The 16,976-nt window shown below is 42.6% G+C and carries 11 protein-coding genes, 12 tRNA genes, 3 rRNA genes and 1 pseudogene; 7 read left to right on the plus strand and 20 right to left on the minus strand.

Annotated elements, in window-relative coordinates:
* Positions 1 to 71: 71 nt before the first annotated feature.
* A complete protein-coding gene (locus BQ5903_RS07885) occupies positions 72 to 821 on the minus strand; it encodes an adaptor protein MecA (RefSeq protein ID WP_010498926.1) in 750 nt (249 codons plus the stop codon).
* Between the two features lie 258 nt (positions 822 to 1,079).
* Between BQ5903_RS07885 and BQ5903_RS07890 the strand changes: the two genes are divergently transcribed.
* Positions 1,080 to 2,363: an ISL3 family transposase gene (locus BQ5903_RS07890; protein ID WP_079578369.1), complete on the plus strand. Its 1,284-nt coding sequence runs from the start codon at positions 1,080 to 1,082 to the stop codon at positions 2,361 to 2,363.
* 90 nt (positions 2,364 to 2,453) lie between these two features.
* Here BQ5903_RS07890 and spxA read toward each other — a convergent pair whose 3' ends face one another.
* The 3 genes from spxA to nrdD all read right to left on the minus strand — a co-directional run bounded on the left by spxA (position 2,454) and on the right by nrdD (position 6,073).
* Complete coding sequence (gene spxA / locus BQ5903_RS07895) at positions 2,454 to 2,852, minus strand: transcriptional regulator SpxA (protein WP_010498925.1); 399 nt, start codon at positions 2,850 to 2,852, stop codon at positions 2,454 to 2,456.
* Between the two features lie 374 nt (positions 2,853 to 3,226).
* On the minus strand, positions 3,227 to 3,913 hold the full coding sequence (gene nrdG / locus BQ5903_RS07900) for an anaerobic ribonucleoside-triphosphate reductase activating protein (protein WP_056988166.1): 687 nt from the start codon (positions 3,911 to 3,913) through the stop codon (positions 3,227 to 3,229).
* The gene (gene nrdD, locus BQ5903_RS07905; protein WP_407936228.1) at positions 3,914 to 6,073 is read right to left on the minus strand and encodes an anaerobic ribonucleoside-triphosphate reductase; all 2,160 of its coding nucleotides are present in this window, start codon (positions 6,071 to 6,073) and stop codon (positions 3,914 to 3,916) included.
* Between the two features lie 144 nt (positions 6,074 to 6,217).
* Between nrdD and BQ5903_RS07910 the strand changes: the two genes are divergently transcribed.
* The 6 genes and pseudogenes from BQ5903_RS07910 to BQ5903_RS12260 all read left to right on the plus strand — a co-directional run bounded on the left by BQ5903_RS07910 (position 6,218) and on the right by BQ5903_RS12260 (position 8,708).
* On the plus strand, positions 6,218 to 6,532 hold the full coding sequence (locus BQ5903_RS07910) for a helix-turn-helix domain-containing protein (protein WP_079579297.1): 315 nt from the start codon (positions 6,218 to 6,220) through the stop codon (positions 6,530 to 6,532).
* A complete protein-coding gene (locus BQ5903_RS07915) occupies positions 6,533 to 6,940 on the plus strand; it encodes an ImmA/IrrE family metallo-endopeptidase (RefSeq protein ID WP_079579298.1) in 408 nt (135 codons plus the stop codon).
* Positions 6,941 to 6,980: 40 nt separating this feature from the next.
* Complete coding sequence (locus BQ5903_RS07920; RefSeq protein ID WP_079579299.1) at positions 6,981 to 7,478, plus strand: PH domain-containing protein; 498 nt, start codon at positions 6,981 to 6,983, stop codon at positions 7,476 to 7,478.
* Between the two features lie 99 nt (positions 7,479 to 7,577).
* Positions 7,578 to 8,090: a tyrosine-type recombinase/integrase gene (locus BQ5903_RS12250; RefSeq protein WP_231920828.1), complete on the plus strand. Its 513-nt coding sequence runs from the start codon at positions 7,578 to 7,580 to the stop codon at positions 8,088 to 8,090.
* Positions 8,072 to 8,572 (plus strand): annotated as a pseudogene (locus tag BQ5903_RS12255) (site-specific integrase). Before BQ5903_RS12250 ends, BQ5903_RS12255 begins: the two are co-directional and overlap by 19 nt.
* Entirely contained in the window at positions 8,541 to 8,708 is a 168-nt protein-coding gene (locus BQ5903_RS12260; protein ID WP_231920950.1) for a hypothetical protein, read from the plus strand. Before BQ5903_RS12255 ends, BQ5903_RS12260 begins: the two are co-directional and overlap by 32 nt.
* Positions 8,709 to 8,899: 191 nt before the next feature.
* Here BQ5903_RS12260 and BQ5903_RS07930 read toward each other — a convergent pair whose 3' ends face one another.
* The 16 genes from BQ5903_RS07930 to BQ5903_RS08005 all read right to left on the minus strand — a co-directional run bounded on the left by BQ5903_RS07930 (position 8,900) and on the right by BQ5903_RS08005 (position 16,338).
* Positions 8,900 to 10,141 (minus strand): ISL3 family transposase, encoded by a 1,242-nt coding sequence (locus tag BQ5903_RS07930; protein WP_079578423.1) that lies wholly within the window; start codon positions 10,139 to 10,141, stop codon positions 8,900 to 8,902.
* Positions 10,142 to 10,313: 172 nt separating this feature from the next.
* A tRNA-Leu gene (locus BQ5903_RS07935) sits at positions 10,314 to 10,398 on the minus strand.
* A gap of 48 nt (positions 10,399 to 10,446) precedes the next feature.
* Positions 10,447 to 10,517, minus strand: a tRNA-Cys gene (locus tag BQ5903_RS07940).
* A 22-nt stretch (positions 10,518 to 10,539) separates the two neighbouring features.
* A tRNA-Gln gene (locus BQ5903_RS07945) sits at positions 10,540 to 10,611 on the minus strand.
* Positions 10,612 to 10,619: 8 nt separating this feature from the next.
* Positions 10,620 to 10,692 (minus strand) — tRNA-His (locus BQ5903_RS07950).
* A 6-nt stretch (positions 10,693 to 10,698) separates the two neighbouring features.
* Positions 10,699 to 10,772: transfer RNA gene (locus BQ5903_RS07955), tRNA-Trp, on the minus strand.
* 9 nt (positions 10,773 to 10,781) lie between these two features.
* Positions 10,782 to 10,864 (minus strand) — tRNA-Tyr (locus BQ5903_RS07960).
* A 4-nt stretch (positions 10,865 to 10,868) separates the two neighbouring features.
* Positions 10,869 to 10,941: transfer RNA gene (locus BQ5903_RS07965), tRNA-Phe, on the minus strand.
* 43 nt (positions 10,942 to 10,984) lie between these two features.
* A tRNA-Asp gene (locus tag BQ5903_RS07970) sits at positions 10,985 to 11,058 on the minus strand.
* A gap of 10 nt (positions 11,059 to 11,068) precedes the next feature.
* Positions 11,069 to 11,141: transfer RNA gene (locus BQ5903_RS07975), tRNA-Val, on the minus strand.
* 4 nt (positions 11,142 to 11,145) lie between these two features.
* Positions 11,146 to 11,217 (minus strand) — tRNA-Glu (locus BQ5903_RS07980).
* Between the two features lie 9 nt (positions 11,218 to 11,226).
* Positions 11,227 to 11,316, minus strand: a tRNA-Ser gene (locus BQ5903_RS07985).
* Between the two features lie 11 nt (positions 11,317 to 11,327).
* Positions 11,328 to 11,400: transfer RNA gene (locus BQ5903_RS07990), tRNA-Asn, on the minus strand.
* Between the two features lie 14 nt (positions 11,401 to 11,414).
* Positions 11,415 to 11,531 (minus strand): 5S ribosomal RNA (gene rrf, locus BQ5903_RS07995).
* 96 nt (positions 11,532 to 11,627) lie between these two features.
* Positions 11,628 to 14,551 (minus strand): 23S ribosomal RNA (locus tag BQ5903_RS08000).
* A 222-nt stretch (positions 14,552 to 14,773) separates the two neighbouring features.
* A 16S ribosomal RNA gene (locus BQ5903_RS08005) occupies positions 14,774 to 16,338 on the minus strand.
* Together the 16S, 23S and 5S rRNA genes with 12 tRNA genes alongside form the textbook arrangement of a ribosomal RNA operon.
* Positions 16,339 to 16,976 lie beyond the last annotated feature (638 nt).

Here is a 16,976-nt window from a genome sequence, read left to right on the forward strand (position 1 = left end):
ACTACTTCTGAAAAAAAAAAAAAAAAAAAGCTGATTCTTGCTAATTTATATTTAAGTTTTTCTAAAAGAGACTACTTAAAATAACTCAGAGCCCAGTGAAATGAATTATTTTCAACGATCACATGTCCTCTTTCACGTAAAAGAGCTGATCCAAATGTGACAGTCTGTCCGTATTCATACATGTTGCTCATAAAATCCTTGATCCGTTCAACCGACACCTCATGAGTATCGAAGGCCAAGTCAAGGTAATATTGTGATTTATACATATATAAACTAGCTGTGACATCACTATCACCGACCGTCTTTACAAGTTCAATAAAATCTTCGAAGTCTGAAAATCCGACTACATAATGTTTGATCGTCAGTTGATCATCATGTTGTTGCTGATCATCGCTCGCCTGAATCTTCGTTTTTCTCTCATCTCGATAATTAGAGATATGGTTTTGGATATAATCAGCTACATCATCGTTAACTCCAAAGCCATTCATATTCAGTTGATCTAAAGTTTTCTTGATTTCATCAGTCGAAGCATCATTGGTGTGATCATTGGCTGGATTATAAGGCATCTTGTCCATGTTGTTAGGGTCGACTTTAGAAATAAAAAGCTCTAAACCATTCCTGTTAGGTAAAACTTGGAAAGTTACGGCATCAATATTTCTAAATTCATGATCAACGTCCACTTCATCCAAAATGCTATAAAAGAAGCTTTCGATCTCACTTTGGCTCCCTAACAGATCTAGGACTGTAACTCCACGATCAGCCAAATCTTGGTTTTCTAAAAGAACTCGAATCGTGTTGTCATTGATTTTCTCCATTTCCATCTGTGGTCGCCCCACCTTTCAATTTAACTAAACAACTCTATTTTAACAATTAGTTCGATTGTACCACGCATTGACCAAAAAATACACAGTCTAGCCCACATAGGACAAAAAAAGGTTCTATACTTTTTCCTGTTGATAGCTTACTTAACATGGTAATCTATTAGCAGGATTTTTTAGTGCAAAATAAAAAAGGCCCATAAGCCTCGCACCTAAAAAATCCACCCACTACAGTATCATTTTTAAAGGACGTGAAAACTTATGGACCCTGTAGATAATAATATAAAATTTGCGCTCAGTATTAAAGACCCAAATGTGGTTTTTTACAAATATAACTATCAAGTGATTAAAGCTAAGCGCGCAAAAGTATATATAGCCACGGTTAAGTTCGACCAGAAACATTGCGCTAACTGTGGCTTTTGCGAGCTAATTCATAATGGACACTACGTATCACGCGTGACCTATCTGGCAGCGAATGCGAGTGAACCAGTTTATTTAGAACTCCATAAAGAACGCGTCATTTGTCGTAATTGTAAAGCGTCGTTTATGGCTACTTCTGATGTGGTAGACAAGTACTGTTGTATCTCCCGAGCCACGCGTCAGAAAGTGTTTATGAGTCTACAAGACGACCGCACTCAAGCTAGCATTGCGATCGATGCCGGCATATCAGCTAGCACTGTCTGTCGTTACTTAGACAACTATGATGACTTATTTCGCAGAAATCTTAACTATCTACCGGTTCATCTCGCCATGGATGAATTTAGAGGAATTGGTGGTCGGCTCCATTTCATCTGTATTAATGGCGCTGGTGAGCACGAAATTCAACAAATTCTGCCAGACCGATTCAAGCAAAGTATTACTGATTATTTTAAACAATTTCCAGCAAGTGTTCGAGCACGTGTCAAAACAGTTACCGTAGATCTAAATAGTTACTATCAAGACATTGCCAAGGCAATGTTTCCGCAGGCAAAAATTGTGATCGACCGCTTTCACATCGTTGCAATGATGACTCGAGCTTTTAATCAAACTCGGGTGCAAACCATGAAAAAGTACAATAAAAGATCCTATGAATATCGCACGTTAAAGTTCGCCTGGCGGCTTTATTTGAAGTATGCCGGAAATCTAGATGAGGAACATGTCTTTTATGACCGACACCTGCGAAAACAACTCACACAACTAGAACGTGTAGAACAAGGACTGACAATTAACGAAGAACTTAAAGCATCGTACGAGTCGATGCAAAGCATCATGGAAAACCTTAAGAATCAAGACAAAGACAAGCTTGTGGAAGATCTATATACAAATCAAAATATAAGTCCCTACATGAAAGCAGTGTTTCAAACGTTCAAAAAGAACTTAGTGGTTGTACTCAACGCCAGTGAATCGGACTATACGAATGGCCCAGTCGAAGGCATGAATCGAATGATTAAACAAATTCAACGCACAGCATTTGGATTCCGTAATTACCATCATATGATTTCACGTATTAAGTTACGGCAAATGAGAACAAAACCAATGAAAAAAACAGAGTTGAAAGTCGCATGACTTTCAACTCTGTAAAAGCTATTCATCAACAGGATTTGACAAAGAGCCCAAAAAAACCGCCTGCATTCACAGACGGTTTGACCTTCTTAATTAAAATCCTGCCAAAGCTTGAGCTTCTTTTAACTCCATTGCCCGAACATCACGTGGCAAGAACCGACGGATCTCATCTTCGTTGTAACCAACTTGGAGACGTCTGTCATCCATAATAATTGGCCGACGCAAGAGACCTGGATTTTTACGAATTAAATCAAATAATTCTTTTAATGGAAGTTCATCTAAGTCAACATCTAAGCTTTGATAAACTTTTGAACGCTTCGAGATGATCTCTTCAGTTCCATCTTCAGTCATCTGTAAAATCTGTTTAATCTCATTAATGCTGAGCGGTTCTGAAAAGATGTTGCGTTCCTTAAAAGGAATATTCTGTTCTGTTAACCATGCGCGAGCTTTCCGACATGAAGTGCAACTTGGTGACGTATATAATGTAACCATGTAAATCGCTCCTTTAATAGTTAAACCATATTCAAACACCATATTCTCTACACTCATTATTATACACTAATTTCACACAAATAAAACCTTATTTTGAAATATTTTTGTAAAAATACTATTTTTTTATTTAGAATTAGTCTAAATAGTCATAAATAGCATTGATATATATATATATAACGTTTTTCATTAGATAACTTTTATGTAACTCTAATTATTAACTATATCTAATGTATATTGAGCTAATAAATTTATATGTTGGCAGATTTATCTCGAAAAACTTTATTTATAAAATAATCACGTTTTATCAAAATCCATGATAAAAAATACTACAAAAAAGCAGCAGGCTCAATAATAGGCGCTTGCTACTTTTTTAACTAGCGAACTAAATTTTTCCATAGCACGACTTTACCAGCTTTCAAAGATGCTTGCACATCGATGATCCTTTGGTTAGAACTTCCTCTAAATTGCAAAGTTAAATCTTTTAGCGGTTCTAAGAAGCGACCATCAACTAAAATATCGATCTTAGAGAGCATTTCTAATTTATCAGCAGACTCTTTTTGTAATTCATCCCACGTATAGCCTGTCCATGACCAGATATCTTTACTGGAGCCATATTCTTTTCTTAAACGGTCGATCAGAGATAAACAAACTTGAGTATTTAAGAACGGTTCTCCACCCAATAAGGTCAAACCCTGACAAAAACTTTGTCCTATATCGGCCACGATCTGATCTTCTAATTCTTTAGAATAAGGATGTCCATATTTAAATTGCTGAGCAACTTTGTTATAGCACCCTGGGCATGCAAACAGACACCCGCTGACATATAAACTACAACGAACCCCTTCTCCATCAACAAAGTTAAACGGCTTATAATCAGCAATATAACCTTGAGACAGATCCTTTGCTAACCATTCTTGCGGACGAGGATTTTTCGGTGCTCGTACTCGTTTGCTTTTGCGCTCTCGTCTTTTTTTTACTTTAGCAGGGTCTGTTTGAGCTAAACTGGATTTATCAACAAAATCCGTGTCGCCGTGAACTGTGATCCGGATCTGTTCTCCCATTTATCTCATCTCACTTGATATATTTTTCTTACGAGAAGCAATCTCCACATGTCTGCCGTGAACCATTGGTCTTTGCAATGGATTACCTAAATAGCCGCAAGTCCGCTTGACACAATCACAAGTTTTAGGGTCATGGTTTCCACAATCGGGGCACTCAAAACCGCGTGCAGTAGCCTTGAACTCACCTTGAAAACCACACTTATAACAGTGATCGATCGGAGTATTTGTACCTAAATAGCCGATTTTATCGTAGGCCCAATCCCAGACTGCTTCCAAAGCTTTAGGGTTTTGTTTAAGATTTGGGTATTCGCAATAATGAATGAAACCACCAGCTGCATACTGCGGATAATCTTTTTCGAAACTCAACTTTTCAAATGGTGTAGGATGCTTGCGAACATCATAGTGAAAACTATTAGTGTAGTACTCCTTAGCTGTAATATCTTTCAATTCACCAAATTTTGCCAGATCCAGCCTGCAAAAGCGGTCAGTCAAAGATTCACTAGGCGTAGAATATACACTAAAATGATAGCCTGTTTCTTTGGACCACCTTTTACAATGAGCATCTAAAGAGCGCACGATCGAAACTGTAAAGTCATGGGCTTCCTGATTTTTTTCCCAGTTCGGGCCAAAAAACACGGTCCCAACTTCATATAATCCAATATACCCTAAAGAAACAGTAGCACGTTCATGATCGAACATCACTGACACATCATCATCCGGTTTAAGACGCTTGCCAAATGCCCCATACTGGTAAAGGATCGGCGCATTTTCAGGAGTTGCATCTAAGACACGCTTAACTTTGAAATCTAACGCAGTTTTAGCAATATTCATTCGTTCCTCAAAGATTTGCCAGAACAAGTCAAAATCGCCATGAGATTCTAAAGCTATCCTGGGTAAATTAACTGTCACAACACCGAGATTCATCCGTCCAGAATTGATTTCGACCCCGTTTTCATCTGTCCAGCCTTGTAAAAAGGAACGGCAACCCATCGGAACTTTAAAGCTCCCGGTGATTTCTTTGATTTTATCGTACATTAAAACATCCGGATACATTCTTTTAGTTGCACATTCGACCGCTAATTCTTTAACATCATAATTAGGGTCTGTTGGTGCGAAGTTGACCCCTTTTTTAATTGTAAAAACGAGTTTAGGGAAAATAGCCGTTCTCTTTTCCTTACCTAAGCCAGTGATCCTGATCCTTAAAATAGATTTCTGGATCTCACGACAGATCCACGAAGTTCCTAAACCGAATCCTAAAGTGGTAAATGGCGTTTGTCCTTGCGATGAAAACAAAGTATTGATTTCGTATTCCAGGGCTTGCATGGCGTCATAAATATCTTTTTTAGTCCGTTTCTTTGCAAACTGCTCGACTTTTTCCTGACTGTCAATAAATTCCGCCCCTTCTACCAAATGTTTGTGATAATTTTTAAGCGCAAACGGCTCTAAGAGTTCATCGACACGGTCGGCTGAGCATCCACCATATTGACTAGAAGCAACATTGGCAATAATTTGTGACATCTGAGCCGTTGCAGTTTGAATCGAGTGTGGGCTTACGACCTCAGCATTACCGATTTTAAAGCCATTAGTCAACATTTCTTTAAAATCGATCAAACAGCAGTTAGTCATCGGGCTCCACGGAGTATAATCAAGGTCATGATAATGAATATCACCACGTAAGTGTGCTTTAGCCACATGTTGTGGCATTAACTTAAGGCCTAAAGTCTTTCCTACCGTCCCAACTGTCAGATCACGCTGTGTATTAAAAACATTACTATCCTTGTTGGCATTTTCATGTACTAATTCTGGATCTTGTGAAAGCAGCCTCTCTAACCTTGTACGTGGGTCGGTCTGTTCTTTCCATGATTGCTCTTCTTTTTGCCGATAAGTAAGATATGCTTGTGCTTCATTTTGATAACCAAAATGCTCGAGTACTTCGACCATTTTTTGAGAAAGTTCCTGCGCGGTGATCGAACTTTGCCCGTTAAAAGAAGCCAGTAGTGTATTTAACAAGGTAGAAGATTTTGCTTCTAAATTTAAATTTTCAAGCACGTTTTCTAATTTATAAAGTTGAAATTTTACCGGATAACCATCACGTTTTACAACTTCTGTTGGTAAACTAACTTTTACCTTTAAATGTTCCTTGATATTTATCAATTCGATTATCCCCCTTCTGAACTATTATGTAACGATTTCTTATGCCAATACGCAAGATGTTGTTTGTCAATAGTCAGTATCATACTATATATAGGTATTGATTACAAATTTGACACAATATAATGAGTCATGACTAGGAGAAATGCCTGCGTGTCAGTATTAGACAGGGTTAAATTTATTTCAAAAAACCGTGGTTTAAGTCTATTATCTTTAAATAATAAAGCCGGTTTGGGTAAAAATGCCATCTATAAATGGGAGAAACAAAAGCCAAGTGCTGAAAATTTAGAAAAAGTAGCAGTTGTTTTGGGGGTTTCATCTGATTATTTATTAGGGAAAACTGATGACACTTCACGTGGTAAAAAGTCTGCTGATCTGGCAGATGACGAAACAATTTTTACTTATGAAGGTAAGCCATTAGATGATGAAGATAAGGAGATTATTAGAAGATTGCTTAGGGGGAAGTAAATGAACGAGGTTATAACTTATTTGCTTAATTTTGCTTTTGATCATGGTTTTGAAATTGTCTGGACTAATCAATTGAAATCATCTGCTCCATCGTGTGCAATTCCAAAAAATAATAAAATTATTATCAATGGGCAATGGAAAAATAAGGATGAATTGCCTTTTCAGATTGCCCACGAAATCGGACACATGTTAAACAAAGATGAAGGTGTTCTGTATTACAGTTCCTACTCGTCACATAGTAAAATTGAAGCTGATGCAGATAACAGAGCTATCGATTTATTAATAGATTATTGCGTTTCGAACGGAAAAGAAACTGAAAATTATTCAGATTTCATGTATTATTATAGTGTACCGTTGCGTTTAGAAGAAAACGTAAAACGAAGGTATGCTATTTATTTTAATAATTAGGGGAACAAACGTTTTACAATATATTTTTGGAGGTTTTAATATGGATTTAGAAACAGTTCAACAACAATTTAAGAATGCAAATGTTAGCGATACATTCGGTACAAGGAAAGAAGTTAAATATTTACCTGAGATCTTGTCTGATGATGAAATTATTCAATATGCAACCTCTGGACTGGTTGAAGGTAATACTGTGCTAGTTGTTTGTACTAATGAGCGTGTTTTATTCGTAGATAAAGGCATGGTGTACGGAGTTAGATCTAATGAGATTCCTTTGGATATGGTTAATGGAGTTTCTTATTCTAAAGGAATGTTAATGGGAAATATTATTGTAACCAATGGAGCCAAGGATACTTTAATAAAGGATGTTAGTAAAGAGACTGCACCGTTAATGGTAGATGCAATTAAAAGATCTGCCAAAGAATATAAAAGAAAATTACATCAAGCATCACAGTCTTCAATCGAAACCGATAACATAAGCATGTTGATTTCGCAGAATGAAAAAATCATTTCTCTTCTGAAACAGATCGCCGCTAAATAAAAAACACATCCCGCCCCGACCAGAGTTTGAGATGTGCCTTACTCTAATGAGTGGATTAATGTGTCCTTTTTTATTATAACACAGAAAGAAGTGAAGCTTATGGAGAGTTTTAGAAAACAGAAGTCTGGCTGGAAAGTAACTATTTCTAAACGAGATAGTGAAGGCAATTTACATCAAACTTCCAGAAACGGTTTTAGTACCAAAAATGAGGCACGTGAATACGCCCTAAAAGTCGAATCAAAATCAGAGGTTTTAACCAGCTCCAAAAGAGATATGACTTTTGCAGATTACTTTGATTATTGGTATCAAACTTACAAAGAAAATAAGATTACTGAATCAACTCTACGGCATTACAAACTGGCCAGTAAGATAATTCATAGGTATTTTGGCAAGCAATTATTAAAAGAGATCACACGTACCGAGTATCAAACATTTATTAACTGGTACGGTAAAGATCACGCTAAAGAAACCATTAGCAAAATTGCCGGATATATTCGCTCCTGTGCACAGAATGCTGTACTTGATGATATATTATCCCACATGACTTCACACAACGCACAGAACTCAAATATAACGACAATAAGCGCTATGCTGTGGACTATCTTAATATAAGTGAGATCAATAAGCTGATTAATCGCACCAAAATAAAATTAGATCATCGCTATACTAGCAGATACATGATTTTGACTGCAATATATACCGGCCTGCGTTTAGGTGAGATCATGGCACTAACGTGGGATGACATCGACTTTAAGCATAAAACAATATCAGTTAATAAATCATATGATTATCACAGCCATCAAATAAAGACAGCAAAAACAGAAGGATCCAATCGAACCATTTGAGTTAATAACGATTTGTTGAGTTGTCTTGGACAACTAAAAGCGAATAAGACAAAGAATGTTTTTGAGAACAATCAAAAAACAGTTCCGGGTTCGAACGCAGTTAATAATGTCCTGCGTAAATTGCTACAAGAATGTAATATAAACCGTCAAGGATTCCACTTTCATAGCTTACGCCACTCACACGTTGCTTATTTGCTGTTTCAAGGCGTTGATATGTATGCCATTAGTAAAAAGACTAGGTCTCTCTAACATGACGATCACAGCAAAAAAATACGCCTATTTGATTGACGAATACAAAGCTAAATCAGACAACCAAATTGAAGCATTAATGGACAACCTAGGACAACAGGAAGACAACAAGCTCAAGTTTATTAACTTTAGATAACTTTTATACAAAAGAAAAGGGACTTTGTCAAATAGTGTTGATGGTCCATAGAACTCTATCTTTATGGTAGGGTTCTTTTTTTACTGCCATAGCTAGATTAAAGTGTTTGGGTTGGGAGGCAGGTGCGGGTCCGAAGCGTAGCGAAATGGGCCCGCACCTGCCTCCCACAGTGTTGACCTAAATTTTTTATCTTAGGCATGGATCAATTTGATGCGGATAAAGAAATGCCTTAAGTTACTGAATCCGTAACAGCTACGTTTAAGTTCTTTGATCTTGCGATTGATCCCCTCTAACGGCCCATTAGAGTAGTCATAGAGACAAGCGTTCCTGATCCCTAAGTAGTTCTTTTGAATGGTCCTCATGACGGTATCCATTTCAGTACCATTGGGACGGTAGTTCATAACTAATTGTTGTAAAGTAGCCCGATCGCGGTTGCGAATAAAGGTTAAGATCGTTTGATAGGTCTGATAGTTTTCTGCGAACTGTGGAAAATTCTTGAGTCCCAGATCGACCACATTTTGGGCAGTCGTGTATTCATTTAATCCCCGATAATATTTAACCTGGGAGGTCTCAAGTTGATTTTCAGCTAAGTGGAATAAGCGCCAGTTGCTTTTTAAAACTTTATAGTTGCGGTCGTGGTGGTCGTTGATCCCTTTTAAAACACGCAGCCGTTCATGGTCAAGTGCCCGACCCGCTAACTGAACAATATGGAAACGGTCAAAGACGATCAGTGCGTTAGGAAAAAGACGACGGACGAAAGTCTGATACTGTGCATTCAGATCCATGGTCACCAGTTGAACTTTTTGACGCTCAGAAAGTGTATAAGTATTGGTGAAATACTCGCGGATCGTCTGCGAGAGACGATCTGGCAATAAGGCGACCAAATCATGTGTTTTTGCGTCAATGCAGATAAAAGAAAAGCAGTTCTTAGTTGAACGAAATTCGTCAAAGCTGAGAGCTGTCGGCAGCTCTTTGGGCGTTACTAAAGCCCGCTGATCCTTATACAAGATCCGTTGAACCGAGGAAGCTGAGATCCCCACGGCCTGGCTGATCGTCTTGACTGGCAGTGAGTTCTTAGCTAAAGTCGCGATTTCGTGGACTGCTTGGCGGGTGATCGAGTGCCGAGGCGGAGCGAGCTGCGTCTGCGCGCTAAAAGTATGGTGGCAAGTTCGGCACAGATAACGCTGTTTGCGCAGGTTCATGCGGAGCGGTTGTTCACCTAGGCTGGGCAGTTTCATCTTGGTCAGGCGGGTCCCATTCTGAACAAGATTCGTGGAACCACAATTAACACAGCGTTCGACGGGGTAAGTCAGCGTAGCTGAAAGCAGTTTTTCGTGAACTCCGGCCTGTGAAAAATCAGTACAAGCTGAAATTTTGATATTTGGGTCTTGGATATTGAGTAAATTTAGGATAGAATCAGTTTGGGACATCATTTATACCTCGCTTTGATTTGGTTTTATCGCTTTAATCGTAGCATATGAGGACAAATGATGTCCTTTTTTGTACAAAAATAGTGCTGATGAACGCTCATCAACACTAAAAAGTTTAGACCCAAAGAAAAACGCCTATTTCTAGGCGTTTACTACTGATAAAATGTATAAAAAATACCGGTGATCGGGGTCGAACCGATACTCCCTCAACGGGAACTGGATTTTGAGTCCAGCGCGTCTGCCAATTCCGCCACACCGGCATATCAACAAAAATAATTATACTATATGTTAGCGCCTAAAGCAACTAAAGGCGGTAACCGGATTTGAACCGGTGATGAAGGTTTTGCAGACCTCTGCCTTACCACTTGGCTATACCGCCATTCTAAAGGAACAAACCCTTATTGGGATAGCTGGATTCGAACCAGCGCATGTGGGAGTCAAAGTCCCATGCCTTACCACTTGGCTATACCCCAATAATAAGGGCGGTAGGTGGGGGTCGAACCCACGCGTGCCGGAGCCACAATCCGGTGTGTTAACCACTTCACCACTACCGCCATAACTGGCAGGGATAGCAGGAATCGAACCCGCATCGACGGTTTTGGAGACCGTTGTTCTGCCCTTGAACTATATCCCTATAAATTGATGGAAGGGAGTGGATTCGAACCACCGAACCCGAAGGAGCGGATTTACAGTCCGCCGCGTTTAGCCAGACTTCGCTACCCTTCCATAATGGCGCGGGACGGAATCGAACCGCCGACACATGGAGCTTCAATCCATTGCTCTACCGACTGAGCTACCGAGCCATTTACATCAATTTTAAATGAATAAGATGAAATCTTATCCTAACGGTCCTAGCCGGATTTGAACCGGCGATCTCCTGCGTGACAGGCAGGCGTGATAAACCCCTACACCATAGGACCGAATTATTTATGGAGGATACAGGGCTCGAACCTGTGACCCTCTGCTTGTAAGGCAGACGCTCTCCCAACTGAGCTAATCCTCCAATATGACCCGTACGGGATTTGAACCCATGTTACCGCCGTGAAAGGGCGGTGTCTTAACCACTTGACCAACGGGTCATTTATCTACGGAGAGCAAGGGATTCGAACCCTTGAAGGAGGGCATGCCCCCTTACATGATTTCCAATCATGCTCCTTAAGCCACTCGGACAGCTCTCCATCAATAAAAACTCCGGCAGGCGGACTCGAACCGTCGACACCCTGATTAACAGTCAGATGCTCTACCAACTGAGCTATGCCGGAATAACAAAAACAAAGCGCGGCAGCTACCTACCCTCACAGGGGGCGATCCCCCAACTACTCTTGGCGTGACGAAGCTTAACTGCTGTGTTCGGCATGGGAACAGGTGTAGCCTTCGTGCTATCGCCACCGCACTTGTGTTTTTTTTCTTTGAGAGATCCGTTCCCTCAAAACTGACTAACATTCATTTCTCACTGCTTTTATCTCACCGAGCCCACACACGCGACTCGTTGGTTAAGTCCTCGACCGATTAGTAATGGTCCGCTCCATGCCTCACGGCACTTCCACTTCCATCCTATCTACCTGATCATCTCTCAGGGGTCTTACTTCCATAAAGGAATGGGAAATCTGATCTTGAGGCGAGTTTCGCACTTAGATGCTTTCAGCGTTTATCTCATCCACACTTAGCTACCCAGCGCTGCCTTGGGCAAGACAACTGGTACACCAGCGGTGTGTCCATCCCGGTCCTCTCGTACTAAGGACAGATCCTCGCAAATTTCCTACGCCCGCGACGGATAGGGACCGAACTGTCTCACGACGTTCTGAACCCAGCTCGCGTACCGCTTTAATGGGCGAACAGCCCAACCCTTGGGACCGACTACAGCCCCAGGATGCGATGAGCCGACATCGAGGTGCCAAACCTCCCCGTCGATGTGGACTCTTGGGGGAGATAAGCCTGTTATCCCCAGGGTAGCTTTTATCCGTTGAGCGATGGCCCTTCCATACGGAACCACCGGATCACTAAGCCCGACTTTCGTCCCTGCTCGACTTGTAAGTCTCACAGTCAAGCTCCCTTCTGCCTTTACACTCTGCGAATGATTTCCAACCATTCTGAGGGAACCTTTGGGCGCCTCCGTTACCTTTTGGGAGGCGACCGCCCCAGTCAAACTGCCTACCAGACACTGTCTCCCGCCGGGATCAACCGGCGCGGGTTAGAGTGTTCATACAACGAGGGTAGTATCCCACCACTGCCTCCAACGAGACTAGCGTCCCGTTTTCTACGGCTCCTACCTATCCTGTACAAGTTGCACGAACACCCAATATCAAGCTACAGTAAAGCTCCATGGGGTCTTTCCGTCCTGTCGCGGGTAACCCGCATCTTCACGGGTATTATAATTTCACCGAGTCTCTCGTTGAGACAGTGCCCAGATCGTTACGCCTTTCGTGCGGGTCGGAACTTACCCGACAAGGAATTTCGCTACCTTAGGACCGTTATAGTTACGGCCGCCGTTTACTGGGGCTTCGATTCTGAGCTTCGCTTGCGCTAACTCATCCTCTTAACCTTCCAGCACCGGGCAGGCGTCAGCCCCTATACGTCATCTTACGATTTTGCAGAAACCTGTGTTTTTGATAAACAGTCGCCTGGGCCTATTCACTGCGGCTGGTCTGTCGACCAGCACCCCTTCTCCCGAAGTTACGGGGTCATTTTGCCGAGTTCCTTAACGAGAGTTCACTCGCTCACCTGAGGATACTCTCCTCGACTACCTGTGTCGGTTTGCGGTACGGGTGATCAGATCCTCACTAGAAGCTTTTCTCGGCAGTGTGACATGACTTCCTTCGCTACTTAAATTTCGCTCCCCATCACAGCTCATCTACCACCAAAACAAGCCTTTCACTCGTTTTGCGACTCGCTGCTTGGACGTGCAATTCCAGCTGCACGCTCCGTTAGCCTCCTGCGTCCCTCCATTGCTCAAACAGATCTGATCAGTACAGGAATCTCCACCTGTTGTCCATCGCCTACGCCTTGCGGCCTCGGCTTAGGTCCCGACTAACCCTGGGAGGACGAGCCTTCCCCAGGAAACCTTAGTCATACGGTGGGTCAGATTCTCACTGACCTTGCGCTACTCATACCGGCATTCTCACTTCTAAGCGCTCCACCGGTCCTGACGGTCCGGCTTCTTCGCCCTTAGAACGCTCTCCTACCACCCGACCTGACGGTCGGATCCACAATTTCGGTAATGTGTTTAGCCCCGTTACATTTTCGGCGCAGGATCACTCGACTAGTGAGCTATTACGCACTCTTTGAATGGTGGCTGCTTCTGAGCCAACATCCTAGTTGTCTGTGCGATCCCACATCCTTTTCCACTTAACACATATTTAGGGACCTTAATTGGTGGTCTGGGCTGTTTCCCTTTCGACTACGGATCTTATCACTCGCAGTCTGACTCCCGGAACAAGATCAGTGGCATTCGGAGTTTATCTGAATTCAGTAACCCAAGACGGGCCCCTAGTCCAAACAGTGCTCTACCTCCACGATCCTTAACTTCCGAGGCTAGCCCTAAAGCTATTTCGGAGAGAACCAGCTATCTCCAAGTTCGTTTGGAATTTCACCGCTACCCACACCTCATCCCAGCATTTTTCAACATACACGGGTTCGGTCCTCCGGTGCGTTTTACCGCACTTTCAACCTGGACATGGGTAGGTCACTTGGTTTCGGGTCTACGTCAACGTACTCGTGCGCCCTGTTCAGACTCGCTTTCGCTGCGGCTCCGGTCTTTCCACCTTAACCTGGCACGTTAACGTAACTCGCCGGTTCATTCTACAAAAGGCACGCCATCACCCCTTAACGGGCTCTGACTACTTGTAGGCACATGGTTTCAGGAACTGTTTCACTCCCCTCCCGGGGTGCTTTTCACCTTTCCCTCACGGTACTGGTCCACTATCGGTCACTAGGTAGTATTTAGCCTTGGGAGATGGTCCTCCCGGATTCCGACGGAGTTTCACGTGCTCCGCCGTACTCAGGATCCTGGACTGAGGAAAAACTGTTTCGCCTACGGGGCTGTCACCCTTTCTAGCCGGCCTTCCCAGGCCGTTTGGCTACAGTTTTTCTTGGTAACTCAAATGTCCAGTCCTACAACCCCAAGAAGCAAGCTTCTTGGTTTGGGCTGTTCCCCGTTCGCTCGCCGCTACTGAGGGAATCGAAATTTCTTTATTTTCCTGCAGGTACTTAGATGTTTCAGTTCCCTGCGTCTGTCTTCCACCGGCCTATGTATTCAGCCGGCGATAATAACTCGTTACAGTCATTGGGTTGCCCCATTCGGAGATCTCCGGGTCATTGCTTACTTACAGCTTCCCGAAGCATATCGCAGTTAGTCACGTCCTTCATCGACTCCTAGTGCCAAGGCATCCACCATGCGCCCTTCCTAACTTAACCTCTCATTTATCAAAGATAAATGGGTCATGAGTTTGCGTTTAATACTTAATAATTGAATTCTTGTTTGAAACTCTTTCAAACGCGGTGTTCTCGGTTTAATAAAATTATTGATCAAGAAATAAATGTTATTCAGTTTTCAAAGAACGGATCTGAGAGTAGACCTCTCAAAACCAAACAAAGTTTCATGTAACAAATCGTGTGAGTTTCCGTAATTTTCCTTAGAAAGGAGGTGATCCAGCCGCAGGTTCTCCTACGGCTACCTTGTTACGACTTCACCCCAATCATCTGTCCCACCTTAGACGGCTGGCTCCAAAATGGTTACCGCACCGGCTTTGGGTGTTACAAACTCTCATGGTGTGACGGGCGGTGTGTACAAGGCCCGGGAACGTATTCACCGCGGCATGCTGATCCGCGATTACTAGCGATTCCGACTTCACGTAGGCGAGTTGCAGCCTACGATCCGAACTGAGAACGACTTTCAGAGATTAGCTAAACCTCGCGGTCTCGCGACTCGTTGTATCGTCCATTGTAGCACGTGTGTAGCCCAGGTCATAAGGGGCATGATGACTTGACGTCATCCCCACCTTCCTCCGGTTTGTCACCGGCAGTCTCGCCAGAGTGCCCAACTGAATGCTGGCAACTGACAATAAGGGTTGCGCTCGTTGCGGGACTTAACCCAACATCTCACGACACGAGCTGACGACAGCCATGCACCACCTGTCATTTTGTCCCCGAAGGGAATTTCTGATCTCTCAGATGGTCAAAAGATGTCAAGACCTGGTAAGGTTCTTCGCGTTGCTTCGAATTAAACCACATGCTCCACCGCTTGTGCGGGCCCCCGTCAATTCCTTTGAGTTTCAATCTTGCGATCGTACTCCCCAGGCGGAATGCTTAGTGCGTTAGCTGCGGCACCGAAGGGCGGAAACCCTCCAACACCTAGCATTCATCGTTTACAGCGTGGACTACCAGGGTATCTAATCCTGTTCGCTCCCCACGCTTTCGAACCTCAGCGTCAGTTACAGACCAGAGAGCCGCTTTCGCCACTGGTGTTCTTCCATATATCTACGCATTTCACCGCTACACATGGAGTTCCACTCTCCTCTTCTGCACTCAAGTCTTCCAGTTTCCAATGCACTTCTCCGGTTAAGCCGAAGGCTTTCACATCAGACTTAAAAGACCGCCTGCGTTCCCTTTACGCCCAATAAATCCGGACAACGCTTGCCACCTACGTATTACCGCGGCTGCTGGCACGTAGTTAGCCGTGACTTGCTGGTCAGATACCGTCAGCGCGATAACAGTTACTTTATCACGTGTTCTTCTCTGACAACAGTATTTTACGATCCGAAGACCTTCTTCATACACGCGGCGTTGCTCCATCAGACTTGCGTCCATTGTGGAAGATTCCCTACTGCTGCCTCCCGTAGGAGTTTGGGCCGTGTCTCAGTCCCAATGTGGCCGATCAACCTCTCAGTTCGGCTACGTATCATCACCTTGGTAAGCCGTTACCTTACCAACTAGTTAATACGCCGCGGGCTCATCCAAAAGCGACAGCTGACGCCGTCTTTGCCCGGCCGACCATGCGGTCAGCCGGTTGATGCGGTATTAGCACCTGTTTCCAAGTGTTATCCCCCACTTTTGGGCAGATTGCCCACGTGTTACTCACCCGTTCGCCACTCGCACTTTAACTGCTGAGTGCAAGCACTCAGTGGCTAAAGATTGCGTTCGACTTGCATGTATTAGGCACGCCGCCAGCGTTCGTCCTGAGCCAGGATCAAACTCTCATTTTAAAGTTTGTGACTCATAAATTTTACTAGCGAATTGACTTCGCAAATGTTGTTTGCACTTATCATTAAGATAAGCGACCTCACACATTTGATTTGTCGAAACTTTGTTCAGTTTTCAAAGATCTACTTGTCATTTCACAACAAAGTATATTTTATCATTGTTTGAAACAATTGTCAAACATTTATTTCAATCTTTATTATGAAAAAATTGTAAGTGTCTTACTTAATTACTAAAATATCAATAATACTCTAGAATAAGTAAAATCGACAACTTAAACATTATACAATGTCGATTGCGACGCTGTCAACAACAAATTTCAAAGAAATTCAAACTGCCACAGCGCCTTAGCGACAAATACTATCTTAGCAACATTTCGAGACTTCGTCAATAACTTTTTTGCATTTCTAAATTTAAATTTATTGATGCTAACAAAAAAACCGGAAATCTAAAATAATGTTTGTCTTTTGCTGTCCTAGGTATTTAAAAACGGAAAAATGTTCTTTTTTACTGTAAATGATCCGTAACACTCCACTGCTAAAAATTAAATAATCAATATTTCGTTGACTATTATTTAAAAGCAGACCCACCAGATCGTTCATCAAAAAGTTTGTCTCTGACTTATTAGCCATCTCAAGGACAG

The organism is Ligilactobacillus acidipiscis (assembly GCF_900116935.1).
GTDB lineage: Bacteria > Bacillota > Bacilli > Lactobacillales > Lactobacillaceae > Ligilactobacillus > Ligilactobacillus acidipiscis.